Source organism: Streptomyces sp. NPDC002520, assembly GCF_053595235.1.
Genome location: NZ_JBSFXG010000001.1, coordinates 151,303 through 171,863 on the forward strand (window position 1 = coordinate 151,303; position 20,561 = coordinate 171,863).

Annotated in this window: 20 protein-coding genes; 16 read left to right on the forward strand and 4 right to left on the reverse strand. The window is 70.2% G+C overall.

Going from position 1 to position 20,561, the window contains the following annotated elements; genetic code table 11:
* Positions 1-5 precede the first annotated feature (5 nt).
* The 3 genes from ACWD5D_RS00630 (at position 6) to ACWD5D_RS00640 (ending at position 2,886) form a co-directional block, all read left to right on the forward strand.
* Entirely contained in the window at positions 6-1,262 is a 1,257-nt protein-coding gene (locus ACWD5D_RS00630) for a sensor histidine kinase (protein WP_451370585.1), read from the forward strand.
* A 393-nt stretch (positions 1,263-1,655) separates the two neighbouring features.
* Positions 1,656-1,952, forward strand: a complete 297-nt coding sequence (locus tag ACWD5D_RS00635; protein ID WP_003997302.1) for a DUF4193 domain-containing protein — start codon at positions 1,656-1,658, stop codon at positions 1,950-1,952.
* A gap of 13 nt (positions 1,953-1,965) precedes the next feature.
* On the forward strand, positions 1,966-2,886 hold the full coding sequence (locus ACWD5D_RS00640) for a hypothetical protein (protein ID WP_451370586.1): 921 nt from the start codon (positions 1,966-1,968) through the stop codon (positions 2,884-2,886).
* A gap of 19 nt (positions 2,887-2,905) precedes the next feature.
* On the opposite strand, the gene ACWD5D_RS00645 is transcribed toward ACWD5D_RS00640, so the two are convergent.
* Positions 2,906-3,364 carry a DUF3093 domain-containing protein gene (locus tag ACWD5D_RS00645; RefSeq protein ID WP_451370587.1) on the reverse strand — a complete coding sequence of 153 codons (459 nt, stop codon included), beginning with the start codon at positions 3,362-3,364 and terminating at the stop codon, positions 2,906-2,908.
* Positions 3,365-3,422: 58 nt separating this feature from the next.
* Here ACWD5D_RS00645 and ACWD5D_RS00650 point away from each other — a divergent pair, with 58 nt between their 5' ends.
* The 9 genes from ACWD5D_RS00650 to ACWD5D_RS00690 all read left to right on the forward strand — a co-directional run bounded on the left by ACWD5D_RS00650 (position 3,423) and on the right by ACWD5D_RS00690 (position 11,168).
* Complete coding sequence (locus ACWD5D_RS00650; protein WP_451370588.1) at positions 3,423-4,007, forward strand: PaaI family thioesterase; 585 nt, start codon at positions 3,423-3,425, stop codon at positions 4,005-4,007.
* 38 nt (positions 4,008-4,045) lie between these two features.
* The gene (gene dut, locus ACWD5D_RS00655) at positions 4,046-4,597 is read left to right on the forward strand and encodes a dUTP diphosphatase (protein WP_451371011.1); all 552 of its coding nucleotides are present in this window, start codon (positions 4,046-4,048) and stop codon (positions 4,595-4,597) included.
* A 1-nt stretch (position 4,598) separates the two neighbouring features.
* Positions 4,599-5,369 (forward strand): DUF3710 domain-containing protein, encoded by a 771-nt coding sequence (locus ACWD5D_RS00660; RefSeq protein WP_451370589.1) that lies wholly within the window; start codon positions 4,599-4,601, stop codon positions 5,367-5,369.
* A gap of 54 nt (positions 5,370-5,423) precedes the next feature.
* The gene (locus ACWD5D_RS00665) at positions 5,424-5,606 is read left to right on the forward strand and encodes a hypothetical protein (RefSeq protein WP_451371026.1); all 183 of its coding nucleotides are present in this window, start codon (positions 5,424-5,426) and stop codon (positions 5,604-5,606) included.
* A gap of 127 nt (positions 5,607-5,733) precedes the next feature.
* Complete coding sequence (locus tag ACWD5D_RS00670) at positions 5,734-6,432, forward strand: ABC transporter ATP-binding protein (RefSeq protein ID WP_451370590.1); 699 nt, start codon at positions 5,734-5,736, stop codon at positions 6,430-6,432.
* A gap of 172 nt (positions 6,433-6,604) precedes the next feature.
* Positions 6,605-9,160, forward strand: a complete 2,556-nt coding sequence (locus ACWD5D_RS00675; RefSeq protein WP_451370591.1) for an ATP-binding protein — start codon at positions 6,605-6,607, stop codon at positions 9,158-9,160.
* Positions 9,157-9,843, forward strand: coding sequence for a response regulator (locus tag ACWD5D_RS00680; protein ID WP_451370592.1), 687 nt, complete (start codon positions 9,157-9,159; stop codon positions 9,841-9,843). Before ACWD5D_RS00675 ends, ACWD5D_RS00680 begins: the two co-directional genes overlap by 4 nt.
* A gap of 137 nt (positions 9,844-9,980) precedes the next feature.
* Positions 9,981-10,379: an OB-fold nucleic acid binding domain-containing protein gene (locus ACWD5D_RS00685; protein ID WP_451370593.1), complete on the forward strand. Its 399-nt coding sequence runs from the start codon at positions 9,981-9,983 to the stop codon at positions 10,377-10,379.
* Between the two features lie 3 nt (positions 10,380-10,382).
* Positions 10,383-11,168, forward strand: coding sequence for a DUF3159 domain-containing protein (locus tag ACWD5D_RS00690; RefSeq protein WP_451370594.1), 786 nt, complete (start codon positions 10,383-10,385; stop codon positions 11,166-11,168).
* An 84-nt stretch (positions 11,169-11,252) separates the two neighbouring features.
* Here ACWD5D_RS00690 and ACWD5D_RS00695 read toward each other — a convergent pair whose 3' ends face one another.
* The 3 genes from ACWD5D_RS00695 to ACWD5D_RS00705 form a co-directional block, all read right to left on the reverse strand.
* Positions 11,253-11,924 (reverse strand): potassium channel family protein, encoded by a 672-nt coding sequence (locus ACWD5D_RS00695; protein WP_451370595.1) that lies wholly within the window; start codon positions 11,922-11,924, stop codon positions 11,253-11,255.
* Positions 11,924-12,595 (reverse strand): NAD-binding protein, encoded by a 672-nt coding sequence (locus ACWD5D_RS00700; RefSeq protein WP_161297838.1) that lies wholly within the window; start codon positions 12,593-12,595, stop codon positions 11,924-11,926. The genes ACWD5D_RS00695 and ACWD5D_RS00700 overlap by 1 nt, the downstream gene beginning before the upstream one ends.
* A 210-nt stretch (positions 12,596-12,805) precedes the next feature.
* Positions 12,806-12,943 (reverse strand): hypothetical protein, encoded by a 138-nt coding sequence (locus tag ACWD5D_RS00705; protein WP_451370596.1) that lies wholly within the window; start codon positions 12,941-12,943, stop codon positions 12,806-12,808.
* A 162-nt stretch (positions 12,944-13,105) separates the two neighbouring features.
* Here ACWD5D_RS00705 and ACWD5D_RS00710 point away from each other — a divergent pair, with 162 nt between their 5' ends.
* From ACWD5D_RS00710 to ACWD5D_RS00725, 4 genes are all read left to right on the forward strand, one after another.
* Entirely contained in the window at positions 13,106-15,154 is a 2,049-nt protein-coding gene (locus tag ACWD5D_RS00710) for an APC family permease (RefSeq protein WP_451370597.1), read from the forward strand.
* 354 nt (positions 15,155-15,508) lie between these two features.
* Positions 15,509-16,837 (forward strand): class I SAM-dependent RNA methyltransferase, encoded by a 1,329-nt coding sequence (locus tag ACWD5D_RS00715; RefSeq protein WP_451370598.1) that lies wholly within the window; start codon positions 15,509-15,511, stop codon positions 16,835-16,837.
* 492 nt (positions 16,838-17,329) lie between these two features.
* A complete protein-coding gene (locus ACWD5D_RS00720) occupies positions 17,330-18,796 on the forward strand; it encodes an AAA family ATPase (protein WP_451370599.1) in 1,467 nt (488 codons plus the stop codon).
* Positions 18,797-19,146: 350 nt separating this feature from the next.
* On the forward strand, positions 19,147-20,238 hold the full coding sequence (locus ACWD5D_RS00725; RefSeq protein ID WP_451370600.1) for a hypothetical protein: 1,092 nt from the start codon (positions 19,147-19,149) through the stop codon (positions 20,236-20,238).
* Positions 20,239-20,561 lie beyond the last annotated feature (323 nt).

Consider the following 20,561-nt stretch of genomic DNA (forward strand, 5'->3'; position numbering starts at 1 on the left):
TCCCCGTGGCCGCGACGCCCGCGCCGCCCCAGGCGCCCCCGAGACCCACCTGGGACCCCAGGAGGCCGCAGCCCCCCTTTCCGTGGCTGCGCCCGACCATCCGGATACGGCTCACGCTGCTGTACGGCGGCATGTTCCTGATCGCCGGCATCCTGCTGCTGTCGATCATCTATCTGCTCGCCGCGCAGGCGATCAGCACCGGCAACCAGCCGCCGTTTCGGATCGTCAGCTTCTCGCAGGGTTCCCAGCTGAAGATCACCAGCGACTACTGCCCGGCGATCAACTCGTCCAGCCTGTCGCTGCAGGACTTCAACGACGCGATCAGCCAGTGCGTCGACCAGCGGCGCGAGACCGCCCTGAACGACCTGCTCAGCCGCTCGCTGCTGGCCCTGCTGGGGCTCGCCGTGATCGCCTTCGCGTTCGGCTACGCGATGGCGGGCCGCGTGCTGTCCCCGCTCGGCCGGATCACCCGCACCGCCCGTCAGGTGGCCGGCTCCGACCTGTCCCGCCGGATCGAGCTGGACGGACCGGACGACGAGCTGAAGGAGCTGGCGGACACCTTCGACGACATGCTGGAGCGGCTGGAGCGCGCCTTCACGGCCCAGCAGCGCTTCGTCGGCAACGCCTCCCACGAGCTGCGCACGCCCCTGGCGATCAACCGCACGCTCCTGGAGGTGCACCTGTCGGACCCGCACGCGCCGGTGGAGCTCCAGCAGCTCGGCAAGACGCTGCTGGCCACCAACGAGCGCAGCGAGCAGCTGGTGGAGGGCCTGCTGCTGCTCGCCCGCAGCGACAACCAGATCGTCGAGCGCAAGCCCGTCGACCTCGCCGAGGTCGCCGGCCAGGCCATCGACCAGGTGCACGCCGAGGCGGACGCCAAGGGCGTCGAGATCCGCGGCGAGCGGCGGCCCGCCGTGGTGCAGGGCAACGGCGTGCTGCTGGAGCGGATCGCGCTGAACCTCGTCCAGAACGCGGTGCGCTACAACGTGCCCAAGGGCGGCTGGGTCGAGGTGGCCACCGAGGTCGACAACGGGCACGCCGTGCTCACCGTGTCGAACACCGGGCCGGTGGTGCCGGCGTACGAGATCGACAACCTCTTCGAGCCCTTCAGGCGGCTCCGTACGGAGCGCACGGGCAGCGACAAGGGGGTGGGCCTCGGCCTGTCCATCGTCCGGTCCGTGGCCCGCGCGCACGGCGGGCACATCGCGGCGCGCCCGCGTGAGGGCGGTGGTCTGGTGATGCGTGTCACCCTGCCGTTGTGACGAGGATCCGACACACGCGGAGGATGTTCGCTTTGCGCGGAATTTTCTCAGCACCCTGCGAGGTTCTTCTTGTGTGATCGATCACATGGGCGGATTTTAAGCCATGTACTCTCCGTGATCATGACAGTCGGTGGAAAGCCGGGAAAATCCGGGTTTTCAGGGCTCTTGATCACGGGAAGTACACGGTGAGGCGCCTTTGAGGTGCGCCGTTCGAACCGTGTACGGTCCTCACCGCCATCCAAGCCGATCACTCTTGAGGGGTCGGATTGGGTGTCGATTGAGTAACAGACCTTGATGTGAGGCAAAATCTCCGCCTCAGGTCGGGCACAAGTCCGGCCTCTCACGCGTTACGTGCGCTGGAGACACCGCAGACACCCAGAGGGGGAGAGCGACATGGCAACCGATTACGACACTCCACGCAAGACCGACGACGACGTCGACTCGGACAGCCTTGAAGAGCTGAAGGCCCGTCGGAACGACAAGTCCACCTCGTCGGTGGACGTCGACGAGTTCGAGGCCGCCGAGGGCCTCGAACTGCCGGGCGCCGACCTCTCGAACGAGGAGCTGGCCGTCCGTGTGCTGCCCAAGCAGCAGGACGAGTTCACCTGCATGAGCTGCTTCCTGGTGCACCACCGCAGCCAGCTGGCCCGGGAGAAGAACGGCCAGCCGATCTGCCGCGACTGCGACTGAGGACGGGTCGGCCGTGACTGGCTCGACCCCTCCCCGGAAGCGCCGCTTCCCCTTCGGGGGAGCGGACTCAGGGCCGTCCGACGGCCCGAACGGCGCGCATGACGACGAGCGGGGCTCATCCGACGCGGGAGCCTCGCTCGAACCGGCTGCCGACCGGCAGGACCTGCCGGCACCGGTGCAGGAGCACGCCGCCGTGCGCCGGACCGCGGTGATCCGCGGGAAGGCGCGGCACCTCGCCCGGGAAGGCGCCCGCAGGGGCGCCGACCACGTCAGGGCGGGGGTGGCGTATGTCGCGGACCGGGTCATCGACATCGCCCCGCGCGTCCCCGTACGCGACCTGGCGACGCTGCGCGGGCAGTTCCCGGGCCTCGGGCCCGAGCAGCTCGCCGACAAGCTCGTGGCGGGCGCGGCGGCGGGCACCTCGACCGTCGGAGCGGGGATCGGGGCGGCGGCGATGCTGCCCGTACCGCCGGCCATGCCGACCGAGCTGGCCGCGGAGATCACCGGGGTCGCCGCGATCGAGCTGAAGCTCATCGCGGAGTTGCACGAGGTGTACGGCGTACGTCCGCCGGGGAACCTCAAGGCCCGCAGCACCGCGTATCTGTCCTCCTGGGCGGGGGAGCGCGGGATCGACGTGATGAAGCCGTCGACGATCGACTCGGCCCTCGGGGGCCGCATGAAACGCGAACTGCGTCAGCAGATCATGAAGCGCATGGTCCGGGACCTGCCCAACCTCATGCCGTTCATGGTCGGTGCGGCCGTGGGTGCCGCGATGAACCGCCGCGACACCAAGAAGCTCGCCGCACGGGTCCGTGATGATCTGCGCAAGATCCAGGTGCCGTGGGACGAGCTGACGGAGCTGCCGCCCCTGGAGAAGCCGGTGGACCCGCTGCGGCTGGAGGAGCTGGAGCCGCCCGGGGAGCCGGGGAACTAGCGGTTCCCCCTGTCCGCCCCTAGGCCTTCCGCGCAGCCTCGATCGCCGCCGCGAGGCGCTCCGGCTCCCGGGTCGACAGATACAGGTACGGCGTCGGGTCCTGCGGGTCCGTGACCTCGACCTTCAGCGCCCTGGGGATGTACGCGCGCAGCAGCAGGAAGGCGCGGGTGTCGGCCTTGTAGGTCCGCCAGGCGCGGGCCTCCTCCGGGTCCAGGATCTCCGACGTACCGAGCGCCGACACCGGGATCTTCGCCTCGCCCGCGATCAGGGAGTCACCCACGACACGGATGCGCGGGGAGCCGTACGCGCTGGCCACCACGGCCGAGACGGCCGTACCGCCGACCAGGCCGCCGAGCAGCGGCAGGGTGCCGAAGGGGAGCAGGATCAGGGCGAACGAGACGCCCACGAGGACACTGATCAGCCACCACGAGCGGGGGGCGGTGAGGCGTTCTTCGTAGGGGGTGGCGGAGATCTGCATGAAACCAAGCTTGGCACGGGGTCGGGTCAGGCCCGACTCGCGGGTAAGGTCTGCGCCTGTGAGTGGTAGTTCCGCAGCTCTTCAGCCCCCCGCCGACGCCGTGCAGCCGGTGCGGCACCCCGATGCCCCCGCGCCCGGTGAGCTTCTGGGTGCCCACTACGAACACTGTTTCGGTTGTGGTCCCGGTCAGCCGCACGGGCTGCTCCTGGAGGCCCGTGCCCGCGACGGTGTCGCGCTGACCGCCGAGTTCACCGTCCAGCCCGCCCACCAGGGCGCGCCGGGCCTCGCGCACGGGGGTGTGCTGGCCACCGCCCTGGACGAGACCCTCGGCTCGCTGAACTGGCTGCTGCGGACCATCGCCGTCACCGGCCGGCTGGAGACCGACTTCGTGCGTCCGGTCCCGGTGGGCACCACGCTGTATCTGGAGGCCGAGGTCACCGCCGTCGCCGGGCGGAAGATCTACTCGACCGCCACGGGGCGCATCGACGGCCCCGAGGGCCCCGTCGCCGTCCGCGCCGACGCCCTCTTCATCGAGGTGAAGGTCGACCACTTCGTCGACCACGGCCGCAAGGAGGAGATCCAGGCCGCCATGAGCGACCCGGACCGGATCCGGCGCGCCCGCGCCTTCGAGGTGAACCCGTGAGCCCCGACCGACCTCTCGGCGATCACCCGGGCGGCCCTGTGCGCCGCGACGCCCTGGACGTGCAGATCCGCCGCGTCGATCCGGAGGTGCCGCTCCCGGCGTACGAGCACCCCGGGGACGCGGGAGCGGATCTGCGCACCACCGAGGCCTGCGAGCTGGCGCCCGGTGAGCGGGCCGTGTTGCCCACGGGTGTGTCGATCGCCCTCCCGGAGGGGTACGCGGCCTTCGTGCACCCGCGTTCCGGTCTCGCCGCCCGCTGCGGTGTCGCCCTCGTGAATGCCCCGGGGACGGTTGATGCCGGGTACCGTGGGGAGATCAAGGTGATCGTGGTGAATCTCGACCCGCGCGAGTCCGTGCGGTTCGAGCGCTTCGACCGGATTGCCCAACTGGTCGTCCAGCAGGTCGAGAGGGTCCGCTTCCAGGAGGTCGCGGAGCTTCCCGATTCGGCACGGGCCGCGGGGGGCTTCGGGTCCACCGGTGGTCATGCCGCGGTGGGCGGCGGAAGCGGCACAAGCGGTGAGGCCGCCATGGGCGGTCCGACGGGTGGGAATCGATACGCTTCGGTCGTATCCGACCGGGAAGGACAGTGACGTGTTCGGACGTCGCAAGAAGAAGGGTGCCGCCGAGGACGCGGCCGGCGAGGCCGAGCAGGTCGTCGACAGCGTCGACACCGAGGCGGACGAGGTGGACGAGGCGGAGGCCGAGCGCGAGCGCGTCCGGCTGGAGCCCGAGCCCCGGCCCGAGGGGCCGTGGGACAGCACCGAGGTGAGCGACCCGGCCGCGGGCCGGGTGGACCTCGGCGGACTTTTCGTGCCGGGCGTCGACGGCATGGAGCTGCGGGTGGAGGTCGCCGGTGACGCGATCGTCGCGGCGACCGTCGTGCTGCACGACAGCGCCGTCCAGCTGCAGGCCTTCGCCGCGCCCAAGCGTGAGGGCATCTGGGGTGAGGTCCGTGAGGAGATCGCGGGCGGCATCACCCAGCAGGGCGGCATCGTCGACGAGGTCGAGGGTCCGCTGGGCTGGGAGCTGCGGGCCCAGGTGCCGGTGCAGCTGCCGGACGGCACCGGCGGCTTCCAGGTCGTGCGGTTCATCGGTGTGGACGGCCCGCGCTGGTTCCTGCGCGGAGTGATCTCCGGGCAGGGCGCGGTGCAGCCGCAGGCGGCCGGTCTGCTGGAGCAGATCTTCCGGGACACGGTCGTGGTGCGCGGCGAGGGCCCGATGGCGCCCCGTGACCCGATCGTCCTCAAGCTGCCGAACGACGCCCAGATGGTCCCCGAGGGCGTCCAGCAGGAGGAGGGCTCGCGCTTCTCCGGCGGCATGGGCCAGCTTCAGCGCGGACCGGAGATCACCGAGGTCCGCTGAGTCCGGGAGCACACAGGGCCGCACCCCATGGGTGCGGCCCTTTCGTATGCGTGGGTGTCCGTGCTGAGGGCACGGCTCGCGATCGAGGACGGGCGTGTCCGCCGTGGCGCGAGCACGGACGTCCCCGACCGCGAGCTGCTGGGCGTCGTTGCGCCCTCCCTCGACAACCGCCCTGCCGGCAGCAACAACCTCTTCGTGGCCTGGGAGACGCTCACGCACGGCGACAACCCGAACTGAACCGCTCCGAGGACGACCGAACCGTTGAACGGCCGGGCGACCACGGCCATACTGGCGCCCGGCCCACGGAGACGCGCGCATACGGGGACGCGCGACACGGGGGCGCGGGGAACCCGGGGGAGGCGGCATGGGCGGCAGCCAGGTGATCACCGAGACCATGGTGCGCGTCGAGGACGTCCACAGGTCGTTCGGCCGCGGAGCCACCGCCGTGCACGCCCTGCGCGGGGTCTCCTTCGAGGTCCCGCGCGGTGAGCTCGTCGCCCTCAAGGGACGCTCCGGTTCCGGCAAGACCACCCTGCTGAACATCGTCGGCGGTCTCGACAGCCCCGACCGGGGACGGGTCGAGGTCGAGGGGCACGACCTCGCCGAGCTGGGCGAGAACGGACTGCTGCGGCTGCGCCGGGACCGGATCGGGTTCGTCTTCCAGTCCTTCGGGCTCATCCCGATCCTCACCGCCGCCGAGAACGTCGGCGTACCCCTGCGGCTGCGCCGGGCCGACCCGCGCGAGCGGGAGGAGCGCGTCGAGCTGCTGCTGTCCCTCGTCGGGCTCGCCGACCACGCGGCCCAGCGGCCCGGCGAGCTGTCCGGCGGCCAGCAGCAGCGGGTCGCCATCGCCCGCGCCCTCGCCAACCGGCCCGCCCTCCTCGTCGCCGACGAGCCCACCGGCCAGCTGGACGCCGAGACCGGGCACGCCGTCATGGAGCTGCTGCGCGCCGTCGTCCGCAGCGAACAGGCCACCGCCCTGGTCGCCACGCACGACGCTGCCCTGCTCGACCTCGCCGACCGGGTTCTGGAGCTGCACGACGGCGAGATCGTCGAACACTGAGCGGGGGAGACCAGCGGGCCCGAGCCGGCGGGAGCGCCGCTCGGCGGGGCCGCAGGGCCCGTCAGAGTTGCGTCAAATACCCCCGGTGACCGGCCTCTCGTCCGCTTTCTCCACATCGTTGGCCGTAAGGTCACTGCTGCGTACGCAGCGGTGACTGGAAGACAATGGGGCCATGGGACGCGGCAAACTTCGGATCTATCTCGGCGCGGCACCGGGCGTGGGCAAGACCTACGCGATGCTGTCCGAGGCGCACCGCCGTATCGAGCGGGGTACCGACTGCGTGGTCGCGTTCGTCGAGCATCACAACCGTCAACGCACGGAGGTGATGCTGCACGGTCTGGAACAGGTCCCGCGCAGGGAGATCGAGTACCGGGACAGCACGTTCAGCGAGATGGACGTGGACGCGGTGCTGCGGCGTGCTCCCGCTGTCGCCCTGGTGGACGAGCTGGCGCACACGAACATTCCGGGTTCGCGCAACGCCAAGCGCTGGCAGGACGTGGAGGAGCTGCTCGCGGCCGGTATCGATGTGGTCTCCACGGTGAACATCCAGCATCTGGAGTCGCTGGGTGACGTGGTGGAGTCGATCACGGGGGTGCGGCAGCGGGAGACGGTGCCGGACGAGGTGGTGCGGCGGGCGGACCAGATCGAGCTGGTGGACATGTCTCCGCAGGCGCTGCGGCGTCGGATGGCGCACGGGAACATCTACAAGTCGGACAGGGTCGACGCGGCGTTGTCGAACTACTTCCGGCCGGGGAATCTGACGGCGTTGCGGGAGCTGGCGCTGCTGTGGGTGGCGGACCGGGTCGACGAGTACCTGAACGAGTACCGCAGTGAGCACCGGGTGTCGAAGATCTGGGGTTCGCGTGAGCGGATCGTGGTCGGTCTGACGGGTGGGCCGGAGGGCAGGACGCTGATACGTCGTGCCGCGCGGCTGGCGGAGAAGGGCGCGGGCGGTGAGGTGCTGGCCGTGTACATCTCCCGCAGTGACGGTCTGACCGCGGCCTCCCCGAAGGAACTGGCCCTGCAGCGCACCCTGGTGGAGGATCTGGGCGGCACCTTCCACCATGTCGTCGGCGACGACATACCCGCCGCCCTGCTGGACTTCGCCCGCGGCGTCAACGCCACCCAGATCGTGCTGGGCTCCTCGCGCCGCAAGGCCTGGCAGTACATGTTCGGTCCCGGTGTCGGCGCCACGGTCGCCCGCGAGTCAGGGCCCGACCTCGACGTCCACATCGTCACCCACGAAGAGGTCGCCAAGGGCCGCGGACTGCCGGTGGCGCGGGGCGCCCGGCTCGGCCGCTCCCGGGTCATCGCGGGCTGGCTGGTCGGGCTGATCGGGCCGGCCGTGCTCGCGATGCTGCTGAACTCCAACGCGCTCGGCCTCGCCAACGACATGCTGCTGTTCCTGGCCGTCACCGTGGCGGCGGCCCTGCTCGGCGGCCTGCTGCCCGCCCTGGCCGCGGCGGCCTTCGGCACGCTCCTGCTGAACTACTTCTACACCCCGCCCCTGCACCGGCTGACGATCGCCGACCCGAAGAACATCGTCGCCATCGCGATATTCGTCGGGGTCGCCGTGTCCGTGGCGTCGGTGGTGGACCTCGCCGCCCGGCGCACCCACCAGGCGGCCCGGCTGCGCGCCGAGTCCGAGATCCTCTCCTTCCTCGCCGGGAACGTCCTGCGCGGCGAGACGAGCCTCGAGGAACTGCTGGAACGGGTCCGGGAGACCTTCGCCATGGAGTCGGCCGCCCTGCTGGAGCGGGCGAGCGACGTCGAGCCCTGGACCTGCGCGGGCCGTGTCGGCTTCGGGCCGACGCTGGACCGGCCCGAGGACGCCGACGTCGACATGCCGGTCGGTGATCACATGGCCCTCGCGCTCACCGGCCGGGTGCTGCCCGCCGAGGACCGCCGGGTGCTGGCCGCGTTCGCCGCCCAGGCCGCCGTCGTGCTGGACCGCCGGCGCCTTCAGGAGGAGGCCGACCAGGCCCGCGCGCTCGCCGAGGGCAACCGCATCCGCACGGCCCTGCTGGCCGCCGTCAGCCACGACCTGCGCACCCCGCTCGCCGGCATCAAGGCCGCGGTGTCCTCGCTCCGCTCCGACGACGTGGCCTGGTCCGAGGAGGACCAGGCGGAGCTGCTGAAGGGCATCGAGGACGGCGCCGACCGGCTCGACCACCTCGTCGGCAACCTGCTGGACATGTCCCGCCTGCAGACCGGCACGGTAACCCCGCTCATCCGCGAGATCGACGTGGACGAGGTGGTCCCGATGGCCCTGGGCGGAGTACCCGAGGGCAGCGTGGAGCTGGACATCCCCGAGACGCTGCCCATGGTCGCCGTCGACCCCGGACTGCTGGAGCGGGCCGTCGCCAACCTGGTGGAGAACGCGGTCAAGTACAACCCGCCCAGGCAGCGCGTCCTGGTCTCGGCCAGCTGCATAGGGGACCGGGTGGAGATCCGCGTCGTGGACCGCGGCCCCGGAGTGCCGGACGAGGCCAAGGAGCGCATCTTCGAGCCCTTCCAGCGCTACGGCGACGCCCCGCGTGGCGCCGGGGTCGGTCTCGGCCTCGCGGTCGCCCGCGGCTTCACCGAGGCCATGGGTGGCACCCTGAACGCCGAGGACACGCCGGGCGGCGGGCTCACCATGGTGCTCAGCCTCCGCGCGGCAGGATCGCGTCCCGAGTCCCTTCCCGTGGGGCAGGACATCCCAGAACCAGAAAGGCAGACCCTATGACCCGGGTGCTCGTGGTCGACGACGAGCCGCAGATCGTGCGCGCCCTCGTGATCAACCTGAAGGCACGCAAGTACGAGGTCGACGCGGCCCCCGACGGCAGGACCGCCCTCGAACTCGCCGCCTCCCGCCACCCCGACGTGGTCGTCCTCGACCTCGGGCTGCCGGACATGGACGGCGTCGAGGTGATCAAGGGCCTGCGCGGCTGGACCCGCGTGCCCATCCTGGTGCTGTCCGCCCGCCACTCCTCCGACGAGAAGGTCGAGGCGCTGGACGCGGGCGCCGACGACTACGTCACCAAGCCCTTCGGCATGGACGAGCTGCTCGCCCGGCTGCGGGCCGCCGTGCGCCGCGCCGAGCCGGTCGGGCCCGGCGAGGACGACGTGACGACCGTGGAGACCGAGGACTTCACCGTCGACCTGGCCGCGAAGAAGGTCAACCGGGCCGGCAAGGACGTGCGGCTCACCCCGACCGAGTGGCACCTGCTGGAGGTGCTCGTCCGCAACACCGGCCGTCTGGTCAGCCAGAAGCAGCTGCTCCAGGAGGTGTGGGGGCCGTCGTACGGGACGGAGACCAACTACCTGCGGGTGTACATGGCCCAGCTGCGGCGGAAGCTGGAGACGGACCCGTCGCATCCGAAGCACTTCATCACGGAGCCGGGCATGGGCTACCGGTTCGAGAGGTGAGCGGGGGTTTCGGGAAGTGAGCCGGGATTCGGGCGGCGGGCCGGGGTTTCGGCAGGCCAGCCGGGCTTTCGCGAAGTGAGCCCGACCGAAGTGAGATGGACTACGGTGCTGTCGGTGCACCCCGGTACGCTTCAGACATGACTGCTGTTCCTCATTCCGAAAAGCCGGCGGGCCGGTTCCGGCGCATGCTCGACCGGCTCTCCTCGTCGCAGGAGGACCTGGAGTCCGAGGAGCTGCGGGAGGATGCCGAGACCGCCGGATGCACCCGGATCGGTGACTGTCAGGACCGCCAGATCGTCACCGTAACTGGTACGTTGCGCACCGTCACCCTGCGGCCGCGCGCCGGGGTTCCGGCCCTGGAGGCAGAGCTGTTCGACGGCTCCGCCGCACTGGACGTGGTGTGGCTCGGCAGGCGCTCCATCGTCGGCATAGAACCGGGGCGCAGGCTGATCGCATCAGGCAGGATCTCGATGAGCCGGGGCCGCCGGGTGCTGTTCAACCCGAAATACGAACTGCGACCCCTCGGACGGGAGTAGCCGGTGACGTCCCTCGACAAGCCGACCGAAGACGCCACGAAGGCGCAGACCGACGACGCCCGGGCGGTGACCGAGGCCGCGCTGTTCGAGGCGTTCGGCGGAGTCCGCGGCATGGTCGAGACGGTCCTGCCCGGTCTGCTCTTCGTCGCGATCTTCACGGTCAACAAGGACCTGCACATCTCGGCGATCGCCGCGCTGGCCGTGTCCCTGGTGCTGGTCGTGGTCCGGCTGGTGCGCAAGGACACCGTCAAGCACGCCTTCAGTGGCGTCTTCGGCGTGGCCTTCGGCGTCGTGTTCGCGATGTTCACCGGCAACGCCAAGGACTTCTACCTCCCCGGCATGCTCTACACGCTGGGCCTGGCACTCGCCTACATCGTCACGACCCTCGCCGGTGTCCCCCTGATCGGTCTGATCCTCGGCCCGGTCTTCAAGGAGAACCTCTCCTGGCGCACCCGCAACCCCGGCCGCAAGAAGGCCTACGCGAAGGCCAGTTGGGCCTGGGGCCTGATCCTGCTCGCCAAGTGCGCGATCCTCTTCCCGCTGTACTGGTGGTCCGACACGACCAAGCTCGGCTGGGTCCTGGTCGCCCTGAAGATCCCGCCGTTCCTGCTCGCCGTCTGGCTCACCTGGGTCTTCCTGGCGAAGGCACCCGCGCCGATCGACGTGTTCGCGGAGATGGAAGCGGCCGAGAAGGCCGAGAAGGCAGAGAAGGCCGAGAAGGAGCGCAAGGCCGCGCTCGCCGCCGAGAGCGGTGAGCCCACGGGCGGACGGCACCGCCGCGACGTGTAGACAGCCGTCGTACCGTGACGGGTAGACGCCGCCGTACGACGAGAAAGGGCGCCCTTGGTACCAAGGGCGCCCTTTCTCATGCGTTCAGCTCTGCTCGCGCCGAACCGACAGCAGGTCCTCCAGCTGCTCCTCACGGGCCTGGGCGGCCACGAAGAGGAGTTCGTCGCCGGCCTCCAGGGAGTCCTCCTTGGACGGCGTCAGGACGCGGGTGCCGCGGATGATCGTGACCAGCGAGGTGTCCTCGGGCCACTCCACGTCACCGACCTGGGTGCCGGCCAGGGCCGACTCCTCGGGCAGGGTCAGCTCGACGAGGTTGGCGTCGCCGTGGCTGAAGCGGAGCAGGCGGACCAGGTCGCCGACGCTCACCGCCTCCTCGACCAGGGCGGACATCAGACGCGGGGTGGAGACGGCGACGTCCACGCCCCACGCCTCGTTGAACAGCCACTCGTTCTTCGGGTTGTTCACACGGGCGACGACGCGCGGGACGCCGTACTCCGTCTTCGCGAGCAGCGAGACGACCAGGTTGACCTTGTCGTCGCCCGTCGCGGCGATGACGACGTTGCAGCGCTGGAGCGCCGCCTCGTCCAGGGAGGTGATCTCGCAGGCGTCGGCCAGCAGCCACTCCGCCTGCGGCACCCGCTCCACCGAGATGGCGGTCGGAGCCTTGTCGATCAGCAGGACCTCGTGGCCGTTCTCCAGCAGCTCGCCCGCGATCGAGCGGCCGACGGCGCCGGCTCCGGCAATGGCGACCCTCATCAGTGACCGCCCTCCTCTTCCGGGCCACCGGCGAACGCCGCCTCGACCTTCTCGACGTCGTCGGTGCGCATCATCACGTGCACCAGGTCCCCCTCCTGCAGCACCGTCTGCGAGGTGGGCAGGACGGCCTCGCCGAGTCGGGTCAGGAACGCCACGCGGACGCCCGTCTCCTCCTGCAGCTTGCTGATCTTGTGCCCGACCCACTTGGCGGAGGCGTGCACCTCGGCGAGCTGGACGCCCCCGGTGGGGTCGCGCCACAGCGGCTCCGCGCCCGAGGGCAGCAGACGGCGCAGCATCTGGTCGGCCGTCCAGCGGACCGTGGCCACGGTGGGGATGCCCAGGCGCTGGTAGACCTCGGCGCGGCGGGGGTCGTAGATGCGAGCGGCCACGTTCTCCACGCCGAACATCTCGCGCGCCACACGTGCGGAGATGATGTTCGAGTTGTCACCGCTGGAGACGGCGGCGAAGGCGCCGGCCTCCTCGATGCCCGCCTCGCGCAGGGTGTCCTGGTCGAAGCCGACACCGGTGACCCGGCGGCCGCCGAATCCCGGGCCCAGCCGGCGGAAGGCGGTGGGGTCCTGGTCGATCACTGCGACCGTGTGGCCCTGTTGCTCCAGGGTCTGGGCAAGAGCGGAACCCACTCTCCCGCAGCCCATGATGACGATGTGCACGACCGTCCTTCCGGTGTCCAAAAGTTACTGCTCAGCATCAGGGTCTCAGACCGACGCCCAAAGCTACACAGGCGTGCTCGGGGTGGGCACCCCTGTGCGGGAGTCGCGACCGACACTGTCGGCGATCATCCCCTGTACGCAGCGATGTCACGCGTCCGGGCGCTCGGTGACGTCCCTCGGTGACCTTCTTCGGCGACGGTCCGCGCCGCGTCACTCGTCCCCGGCGCGCACCGGCACAGGCACCGGCGGCACCCGTCGGCGCGTGATGCTGCGCACGCTGCACGCGGTCAGGATTCCGAGGCCGACGAGGGCGACCGTGGCCCCGATCAGCTCTGCGGTCGCGGGCATGGAACCTCCACAGGTGCGATGACAGGCGGGGTCTGCCATCTAGGCACGGCGGGCGCGCAGACCACGGAATCCGCAGTTCCGTTCGCCCGCGATTTCACTCGTGAGGCAGATTCGAGACACCGGGTGGGCGGCTGCCTGTTCGAAGGCCTACGATCCTCTGTCGTGTCCAAACTGACCGACGTGCCCAAACGGATCCTGATCGGGCGCGCACTGCGCAGTGACCGGCTGGGCGAAACGCTCCTGCCGAAGCGCATCGCCCTCCCCGTCTTCGCCTCCGACCCGCTGTCCTCCGTCGCCTACGCGCCCGGAGAGGTCCTGCTGGTCCTGTCCGTCGCGGGTGTGTCGGCGTACCACTTCAGCCCCTGGATCGCGGTCGCGGTCGTCGTGCTGATGTTCACGGTCGTCGCCTCCTACCGGCAGAACGTGCACGCGTACCCGAGCGGCGGCGGCGACTACGAGGTGGCCACGACCAACCTCGGCCCCAAGGCCGGCCTCACGGTCGCCAGCGCCCTGCTCGTCGACTACGTCCTGACCGTCGCCGTCTCCATCGCCTCCGGCATCGAGAACCTCGGCTCCGCGGTCCCCTTCGTGGTCGAGCACAAGGTGCTGTGCGCGGTAGCCGTCATCGTCCTGCTGACGGTGATGAACCTGCGCGGCGTGAAGGAGTCGGGCAAGCTCTTCGCGATCCCGACGTACGTGTTCGTCGGCGGCGTCTTCATCATGATCGTGTGGGGCGCCTTCCGCGGTCTCGTCCTCGGTGACACGCTGCGCGCCCCGACGGCCGACTACCACATCAAGGCCGAGCACCAGGGCCTGGCGGGCTTCGCGCTGGTCTTCCTCCTCCTGCGCGCCTTCTCCTCCGGTTGTGCCGCGCTCACCGGCGTGGAGGCCATCTCCAACGGTGTCCCCGCCTTCCGCAAGCCCAAGTCGAAGAACGCGGCGACCACGCTCGCGATGATGGGTCTGCTGGCCGTCACCATGTTCTGCGGCATCATCGCCCTCGCCATGACGACCAAGGTCCGCATGGCCGAGAACCCGGCCACCGATCTGATCCACCACGGCATCCCGCTCGGCTCCGGCTACGTCCAGAACCCGGTGATCTCCCAGGTCGCCGAGGCGGTGTTCGGCAAGGGCAGCTTCCTGTTCATCGTGCTCGCGGCCGCCACCGCCCTGGTCCTCTTCCTCGCGGCGAACACGGCGTACAACGGCTTCCCGCTGCTCGGCTCGATCCTCGCCCAGGACCGCTACCTCCCGCGCCAGCTGCACACCCGCGGCGACCGCCTCGCCTTCTCCAACGGCATCGTCCTGCTGGCCGGCGCCGCGGCCCTGCTGACCGTCATCTACGGCGCCGACTCGACCCGCCTGATCCAGCTGTACATCGTCGGCGTGTTCGTGTCCTTCACGCTCAGCCAGACCGGCATGGTCCGGCACTGGAACCGCCACCTCGCCGTCGAGAAGGACCCGGCCAAGCGCAGCCACATGATCCGCTCCCGCGCGATCAACACGTTCGGCGCCTTCTTCACCGGCCTCGTGCTGGTCGTCGTCCTGGTCACCAAGTTCACGCACGGCGCCTGGGTGGCCCTGCTCGGCATGGTCATCTTCTACGCGACGATGACGGCGATCCGTAAGCACTACGACCGGGTCAGCGAGGAGATCTCCGCTCCCGAGGGCCCGGACGACGAGAGCGTCCGCCCGTCCAGGATCCACTCGGTGGTCCTCATCTCGAAGATCCACCGCCCGACGCTCCGCGCCCTCGCCTACGCCAAGCTGATGCGCTCGGACACCCTGGAGGCGCTCACCGTCAACGTCGACCCGGCGGAGACCAAGGGACTCCGGGAAGAGTGGGAGCGGCGCGGCATCGACGTACCGCTGAAGGTGCTCGACTCGCCCTACCGCGAGATCACGCGACCGATCATCGAGTACGTCAAGGGCCTGCGCAAGGAGTCCCCGCGTGACGCGGTCTCGGTGATCATCCCCGAGTACGTGGTCGGCCACTGGTACGAGCACCTGCTGCACAACCAGAGCGCCCTGCGCCTCAAGGGCCGCCTGCTCTTCACCCCCGGCGTGATGGTCACCTCGGTGCCCTACCAGCTGGCCTCCTCCGAGGCCGCCAAGCTCCGCGCCCGCAAGCGGCAGGAGTGGAGCGCGCCGGGTGCGGTGCGGCGTGGTCCGGCGACGGAGCGACCCAAGGAGCCGGCGGCGAGGGACTGAGGCGCGAGGAGCCGCCGGGACCTAGGTGCCGGACCGAGGTGACGGACCGACGTGCTGGGGCCGAGACGCCGGGGCCGGCGTGCCGGGGCCGAGACGCCGGGGCCGGCGTGCTGGGACCGAGGTGACGGACCGACGTGCTGGGACCGAGACGCCGAGACCATGGCGCCGGGACCGAGGCGCCGAGTGAAGGCCGTAGACTGGTGGGCTGTTGTCGGGCCCACTGGCTGCGGCCGCGTCCTTTTCCCGCGACCGCCTGCCGATGTCCCGGTTTCCCGATGTCCTGGTTTCCCGCTTTCTCGCTTTCCCGCTTTCCCGATGTCCCGCCTTCCTCTCCCGATCTGGAGTCACCCCACCATGCAGGCAGAACCGACCAAGTCTCTGGTGGGCGCGGAGTACGAGGTCGAGATCGGACCCGTCGCCCACGGCGGCCACTGCATCGCCCGTACGTCCGAGGGCCAGGTGCTGTTCGTACGGCACGCGCTGCCCGGCGAGCGGGTGGTGGCACGGGTGACGGAGGGCGAGGAGGGCGCCCGCTTCCTGCGCGCGGACGCCGTCGAGATCCTCGACGCCTCCAAGGACCGCGTCGAGGCCCCCTGCCCCTTCGCCGGCCCCGGCCGCTGCGGAGGCTGCGACTGGCAGCACGCCAAGCCGGGCGCCCAGCGCCGCCTGAAGGGCGAGGTGATCGCCGAGCAGCTCCAGCGTCTCGCGGGCCTCACCCCCGAGGAGGCGGGCTGGGACGGCACGGTGATGCCGGCCGAGGGTGACAAGCTGCCCGCGGGCGAGGTGCCCCAGTGGCGGACGCGCGTGCAGTACGCGGTGGACGCCGACGGCAACGCCGGACTGCGCCGCCACCGCTCGCACGAGGTCGAACCGATCGACCACTGCATGATCGCCGCGCCCGGTGTCACCGAGCTCGGCATCGAGGACCGGGACTGGGCCGGCATGGCGTCCGTCGACGCGATCGCCGCGACGGGCTCCCAGGACCGCATGGTGATCCTGGAACCCCGGCCCGGCGCCCGGCTGCCGCTCGTCGAGCTCGACAGGCCCGTCTCTGTCATGCGCGTCGACGAGAACGACGGCGGCATCCACCGCGTCCACGGCCGCGCGTTCGTGCGTGAGCGCGCCGACGGCCGCACCTACCGCGTCGGCAGCGGCGGCTTCTGGCAGGTCCACCCGATGGCGGCCGACACCCTGGTCAAGGCCGTCATGCAGGGCCTGCTGCCCCGCAAGGGTGAGATGGCCCTCGACCTCTACTGCGGCGTGGGCCTCTTCGCCGGCGCCCTCGCCGACCGCCTCGGCGAGAAGGGCGCGGTCCTCGGCATCGAGTCCGGCAAGCGAGCGGTCGAGGACGCGCGCCACAACCTCGCCGACTTCCCGCGGGTCCGCATCGAACAGGGCAAGGTCGAGTCGGTCCTGCCGCGCACCGGCATCACCGAGGTCGACCTCGTCGTCCTCGACCCCCCGCGCGCGGGCGCCGGCCGCAAGACCGTCGACCACCTCTCCTCCCTCGGCGCCCGCCGCATCGCCTACGTCGCCTGCGATCCCGCTGCGCTGGCCCGAGACCTGGGGTACTTCCGGGACGGCGGGTACCGGGTGCGGACGCTGCGGGCGTTCGATCTGTTTCCGATGACGCATCACGTGGAGTGCGTCGCGATTCTTGAGCCGGTTGCGAAGGGGGCCTGACCTGCTGCTTTGTTGTGGCGGCAGGAATCTCGACCTGTTTCTGGGGATCCAACAGGTCGAGCTTTTCGCCTCGTCTTGACCTGCGGATTTGTGTGTGAACGGACCGTTTCGCGCACATGAGGGCCTCCCGGTTTTCGGACTGCTGACGCTCATGTGACGCTGAAACTGACGACACGTCAGGTTGTTGATAGGTGCGCAACCAGTCTGGCTGATGCGTGCGCAAGGGCTGGGGTGGCAGTGTCTCGACGTCGCCGATGCGGATGCTCCGCTGAACGCGCACCGTAATTGCCGACCGGAGTGTCACGCGCCCGTTGTGGCACTTGCGGGGTCTCGGTGAGGCGTCTTCCGGTTCCGCTTTCGTTGCTTTCTGCCGCTTCGGCGCTAGGCGCTGGTGCCTTTTTGGGATGTTCCCGTCCAGTATGTGATGCGGCCACCCAGTAATGCCAACAACTATGATAGTCGCAGCTATCATAGTTGGCGGAGGTGCTTTCGATGGTCAAGCCGGAGCGGCTGTTCGCGCGGGATGTGGAGTGGCGTGAGCTGGGCGAGTTTGCGGCATCAGGGCAGGACGGTGCGTCGCTGGGGCTTGTGTACGGGCGTCGGCGGCAGGGGAAGACGCTGATGCTTGAGCTGCTGGCGCGCCAGGCGGGCGGGTTTCTGTTCGCGGCGACCCAGCAGAGTGAGGCGCAGAATCTGGCGGATCTCGGCGCGGCGTATGCGGCGTTCCGCGGGTTGCGGCGGCCGGTACTGTTCGGCGACTGGCGGGAAGCGCTGGACGAGCTGCTGCGGATCGGTGAGGACGCCCCGATGCCGGTGGTGATTGACGAATTCCCCTACCTGGTGTCGGCGACCCCCGCGCTGCCTTCCTACCTTCAGCAGGCACTCAGTCCGATGAGTCACGCCAAGGAGCACACCCGTACTCGGCTGATTCTCTGCGGCAGTGCCTTGACCACCATGGCGCAGTTGCTCGGCGGGGGAGCCCCGCTGCGCGGGCGGGCGAGCATGGAGCTGGTGGTGCGGCCCTTCAGGTTCAGGGAGGCGGCCGATTTCTGGGGAGTGGAGGAGGATCCCGAGCTGGCGTTCCGGCTGCATGCGCTGGTGGGTGGGACCCCGGCCTACAAGGAGATGTGCGGGGGAAAGGGGCCGGAGGGCCTGGCGGACTTCGACCGGTGGGTTTCGCGCCGGCTGCTGAATCCGGCCTCGGCCATGTTCCGCGAAGGGGGGTTGTTGTTGCGCGAGGAGCCCTCGATCTCGGACCCGACCTCGTATGCGGCGGTCCTGGCGGCGGTGAGCGCGGGGCATCACCGGCGGTCGGAAATCGCGGGAGTACTGGGACGGGCGAGCAGTGCCTTGGCGCACCTGCTCTCCGGACTTCAGGACATCGGCCTGCTGGAGCAGGTCGAGGATGCCATACGGGACAAGCGCAGCGTCTTCCGGATCGCCGAGCCGGTCGTACGACTGCACCAGTTGCTGATCCAGCGGCACGAGCCGGAACTGGTCGTGGGCCGGGCCGACCGGGTGTGGGAGGAGAACGCGGACACCGTTGCCGCGAAGATCTACGGCCCGCACTTCGAGGAGCTTGCCCGTCAGTGGTGCTTCGAACATGCCTCGGTGGAGAGCCTCGGGGGTCGGGCGAGCTGGGTGCGCCCGACCGAGATCGCCTGTCGGGAACACCGGCGCGGTCATGAACTGGATCTTGTGGTGGCGGAGTCGCCGGCGTTCGGGGTCGAGCGGATCACCGCGATCGGTGAGGCCAAGGGAACCCTCACGCCTGTCGGCCTGCCGCAGTTGGAGCGGCTGGAGCACCTGCGGGGGCTGCTGCCCAGCGCCAGGGTGGGAGCTCTGCCCAAGCTCCTGCTCTTCGCCCGCTCCGGCTTCACCGACGATCTCCGGCGGGAGGCCGACCGGCGCAGCGATGTCGAGCTCGTCGACCTGCACCGCATGTACCACGGAGAGTGATGCAAATGGGGTGCACGGGCCGGCCCAAGCCTTGCGGCTCGTGGACCGGCTTCAACTGATCCATCGGGACCGGACATCCCCCCGTTGCTCGGTGCGTGTGTGGCAAGGCGCGGGCGTTCTGAAGGCGGTGTATTCGGTCTCGGTGACCCACCGCCGGGTGTCCTCGTCGAAGACCGCTTCCGTGTACTTGATCGCCGTCCATGCGGCCTCGTCGATGGCGGCGATGGCGGTGCGGACCTTCTTGCCCTGGGCGATCGTGAAGGAGAAGCGACGGCTCGTCCTGGCTCGACGAGGAAATCCAGCGCCGCTCCGCCGGCACCCGCCCGCAGGCGGCGCAGCAGCCGCGCATCGTGGTCGTCATCGACGGCTGGGAGTACTTCGAGGACCACGACGACCCCGCCTTCACCGAGACCTCGCTGCTGACCTCGCTGCGGGGCATCGCGGCCGGTGCCCCGCTGGGCGTGCACATCGTTCCGCTCGGCGGCCACGACATGCTCAACCACAAGCTCCCCACCTACTACACCCGGCGCCTGCTGCTCCCCTTCCCCAAGGAGGAGATCCGCCGGGCGCACCTCACCTCACGCATGGCCAGTCCGCCCGTCCTGCCAGGCCGCGCGATCGACGCAGCCACAGGGCGCCACGTGCAGATCTGCCAACCGGATCCGCTCCCCGCCGACCTGCCGTCCCGGTTCACCGACCTCGACCCGGCTCGCCTGCCCCGGCGCTTCCCCGCCCTGCCCACCCGGATCACCCTCGGTGAACTGCGTCTGCCCGAGCCGCCCCGCTCGCCGACCTGGATACCCCTCGGCGTCGGGGGAACCGGATACACCACGGTTGGCATCGCCCTCATCGAAGGCGCCCACCTGCTGCTGGTCTCCGGCCCGCCCGGCTCCGGCCGCACCACCGCCACCGCTGCCCTCGCCCACTCCCTACGCCGAGCAGGCATCGGCGTGCTCGCCCTCGCCTCGCCCCGCTCCCCGCTGCCGGCCCTGCTCCCCGACGACCCGGGGGTGCGGGTCCTCACCGGTATCTCGCACAAGGACAGCGACCTCCGCGAGGCCGCCGAGGCGTTCGGTGACGGCCCCGACACCCTGGTCGTCGACGACGCGGACCACATCACGGTGCTGCCCACCCAGCAGGGCTTCACCGACGCGCCCACCCTGCTCGACGACATCGCCCGACCCTCCGCACGCGGCCGCCACGCCCTCGTCCTCAGCGCCGACGCGACACCGGTCCTCACCGGCTTCCCCAGCCCACTGGCCCGCCTGATCAATGCCATCGTGGCAACGGGACACCGACTCCTGCTCACCCCGGCCGGACGCCCTGCCGCCGTGGCCCACAGCATCACGCTCGAGCCGGACCAGTACTTCACCGCACCACCCGGCCGGGGATATCTCACCTTGGGCCGCACGCCGGTCCTGCTCCACCTGGCGACACCGTGAAAGACACAGGCGGCCGAGTCCTGTCGGGGCTCTCCGACCGCGTGCGGTGACGCTCGTTTGACGCTCTGGCCCTTGGAGGTATCTTCGTGACGCTCGCGAAATGGTGCCTGAACTGCGGTTCTTCTGAAGAAGCCCATAGTGGATGTGTTCCCGATGACGCATCACGTGGAGTGCGTGGCGATTTTGGAGCCTGCCGCAAAGGGCTCCTGACCTGCGGTTTTGTGTGTGCGCATTATGTGCGGTGTGGGCGTTACAGGCGATCTCCTGACGCTGAGATGACGCTCGTGGCGCTCACTTGCCGCTCGTCCTGATGGGGTGTCAGG

Coding starts and splice junctions, on each gene's coding strand:
- ACWD5D_RS00635 (WP_003997302.1), top strand. CDS start 1,656: ATGGCAACCGATTACGACACTCCACGCAAGACCGACGACGACGTCGAC.
- ACWD5D_RS00645 (WP_451370587.1), bottom strand. CDS start 3,364: ATGCAGATCTCCGCCACCCCCTACGAAGAACGCCTCACCGCCCCCCGC.
- ACWD5D_RS00670 (WP_451370590.1), top strand. CDS start 5,734: ATGGGCGGCAGCCAGGTGATCACCGAGACCATGGTGCGCGTCGAGGAC.
- ACWD5D_RS00675 (WP_451370591.1), top strand. CDS start 6,605: ATGGGACGCGGCAAACTTCGGATCTATCTCGGCGCGGCACCGGGCGTG.
- ACWD5D_RS00680 (WP_451370592.1), top strand. CDS start 9,157: ATGACCCGGGTGCTCGTGGTCGACGACGAGCCGCAGATCGTGCGCGCC.
- ACWD5D_RS00685 (WP_451370593.1), top strand. CDS start 9,981: ATGACTGCTGTTCCTCATTCCGAAAAGCCGGCGGGCCGGTTCCGGCGC.
- ACWD5D_RS00695 (WP_451370595.1), bottom strand. CDS start 11,924: ATGAGGGTCGCCATTGCCGGAGCCGGCGCCGTCGGCCGCTCGATCGCG.
- ACWD5D_RS00705 (WP_451370596.1), bottom strand. CDS start 12,943: ATGCCCGCGACCGCAGAGCTGATCGGGGCCACGGTCGCCCTCGTCGGC.
- ACWD5D_RS00715 (WP_451370598.1), top strand. CDS start 15,509: ATGCAGGCAGAACCGACCAAGTCTCTGGTGGGCGCGGAGTACGAGGTC.
- ACWD5D_RS00720 (WP_451370599.1), top strand. CDS start 17,330: ATGGTCAAGCCGGAGCGGCTGTTCGCGCGGGATGTGGAGTGGCGTGAG.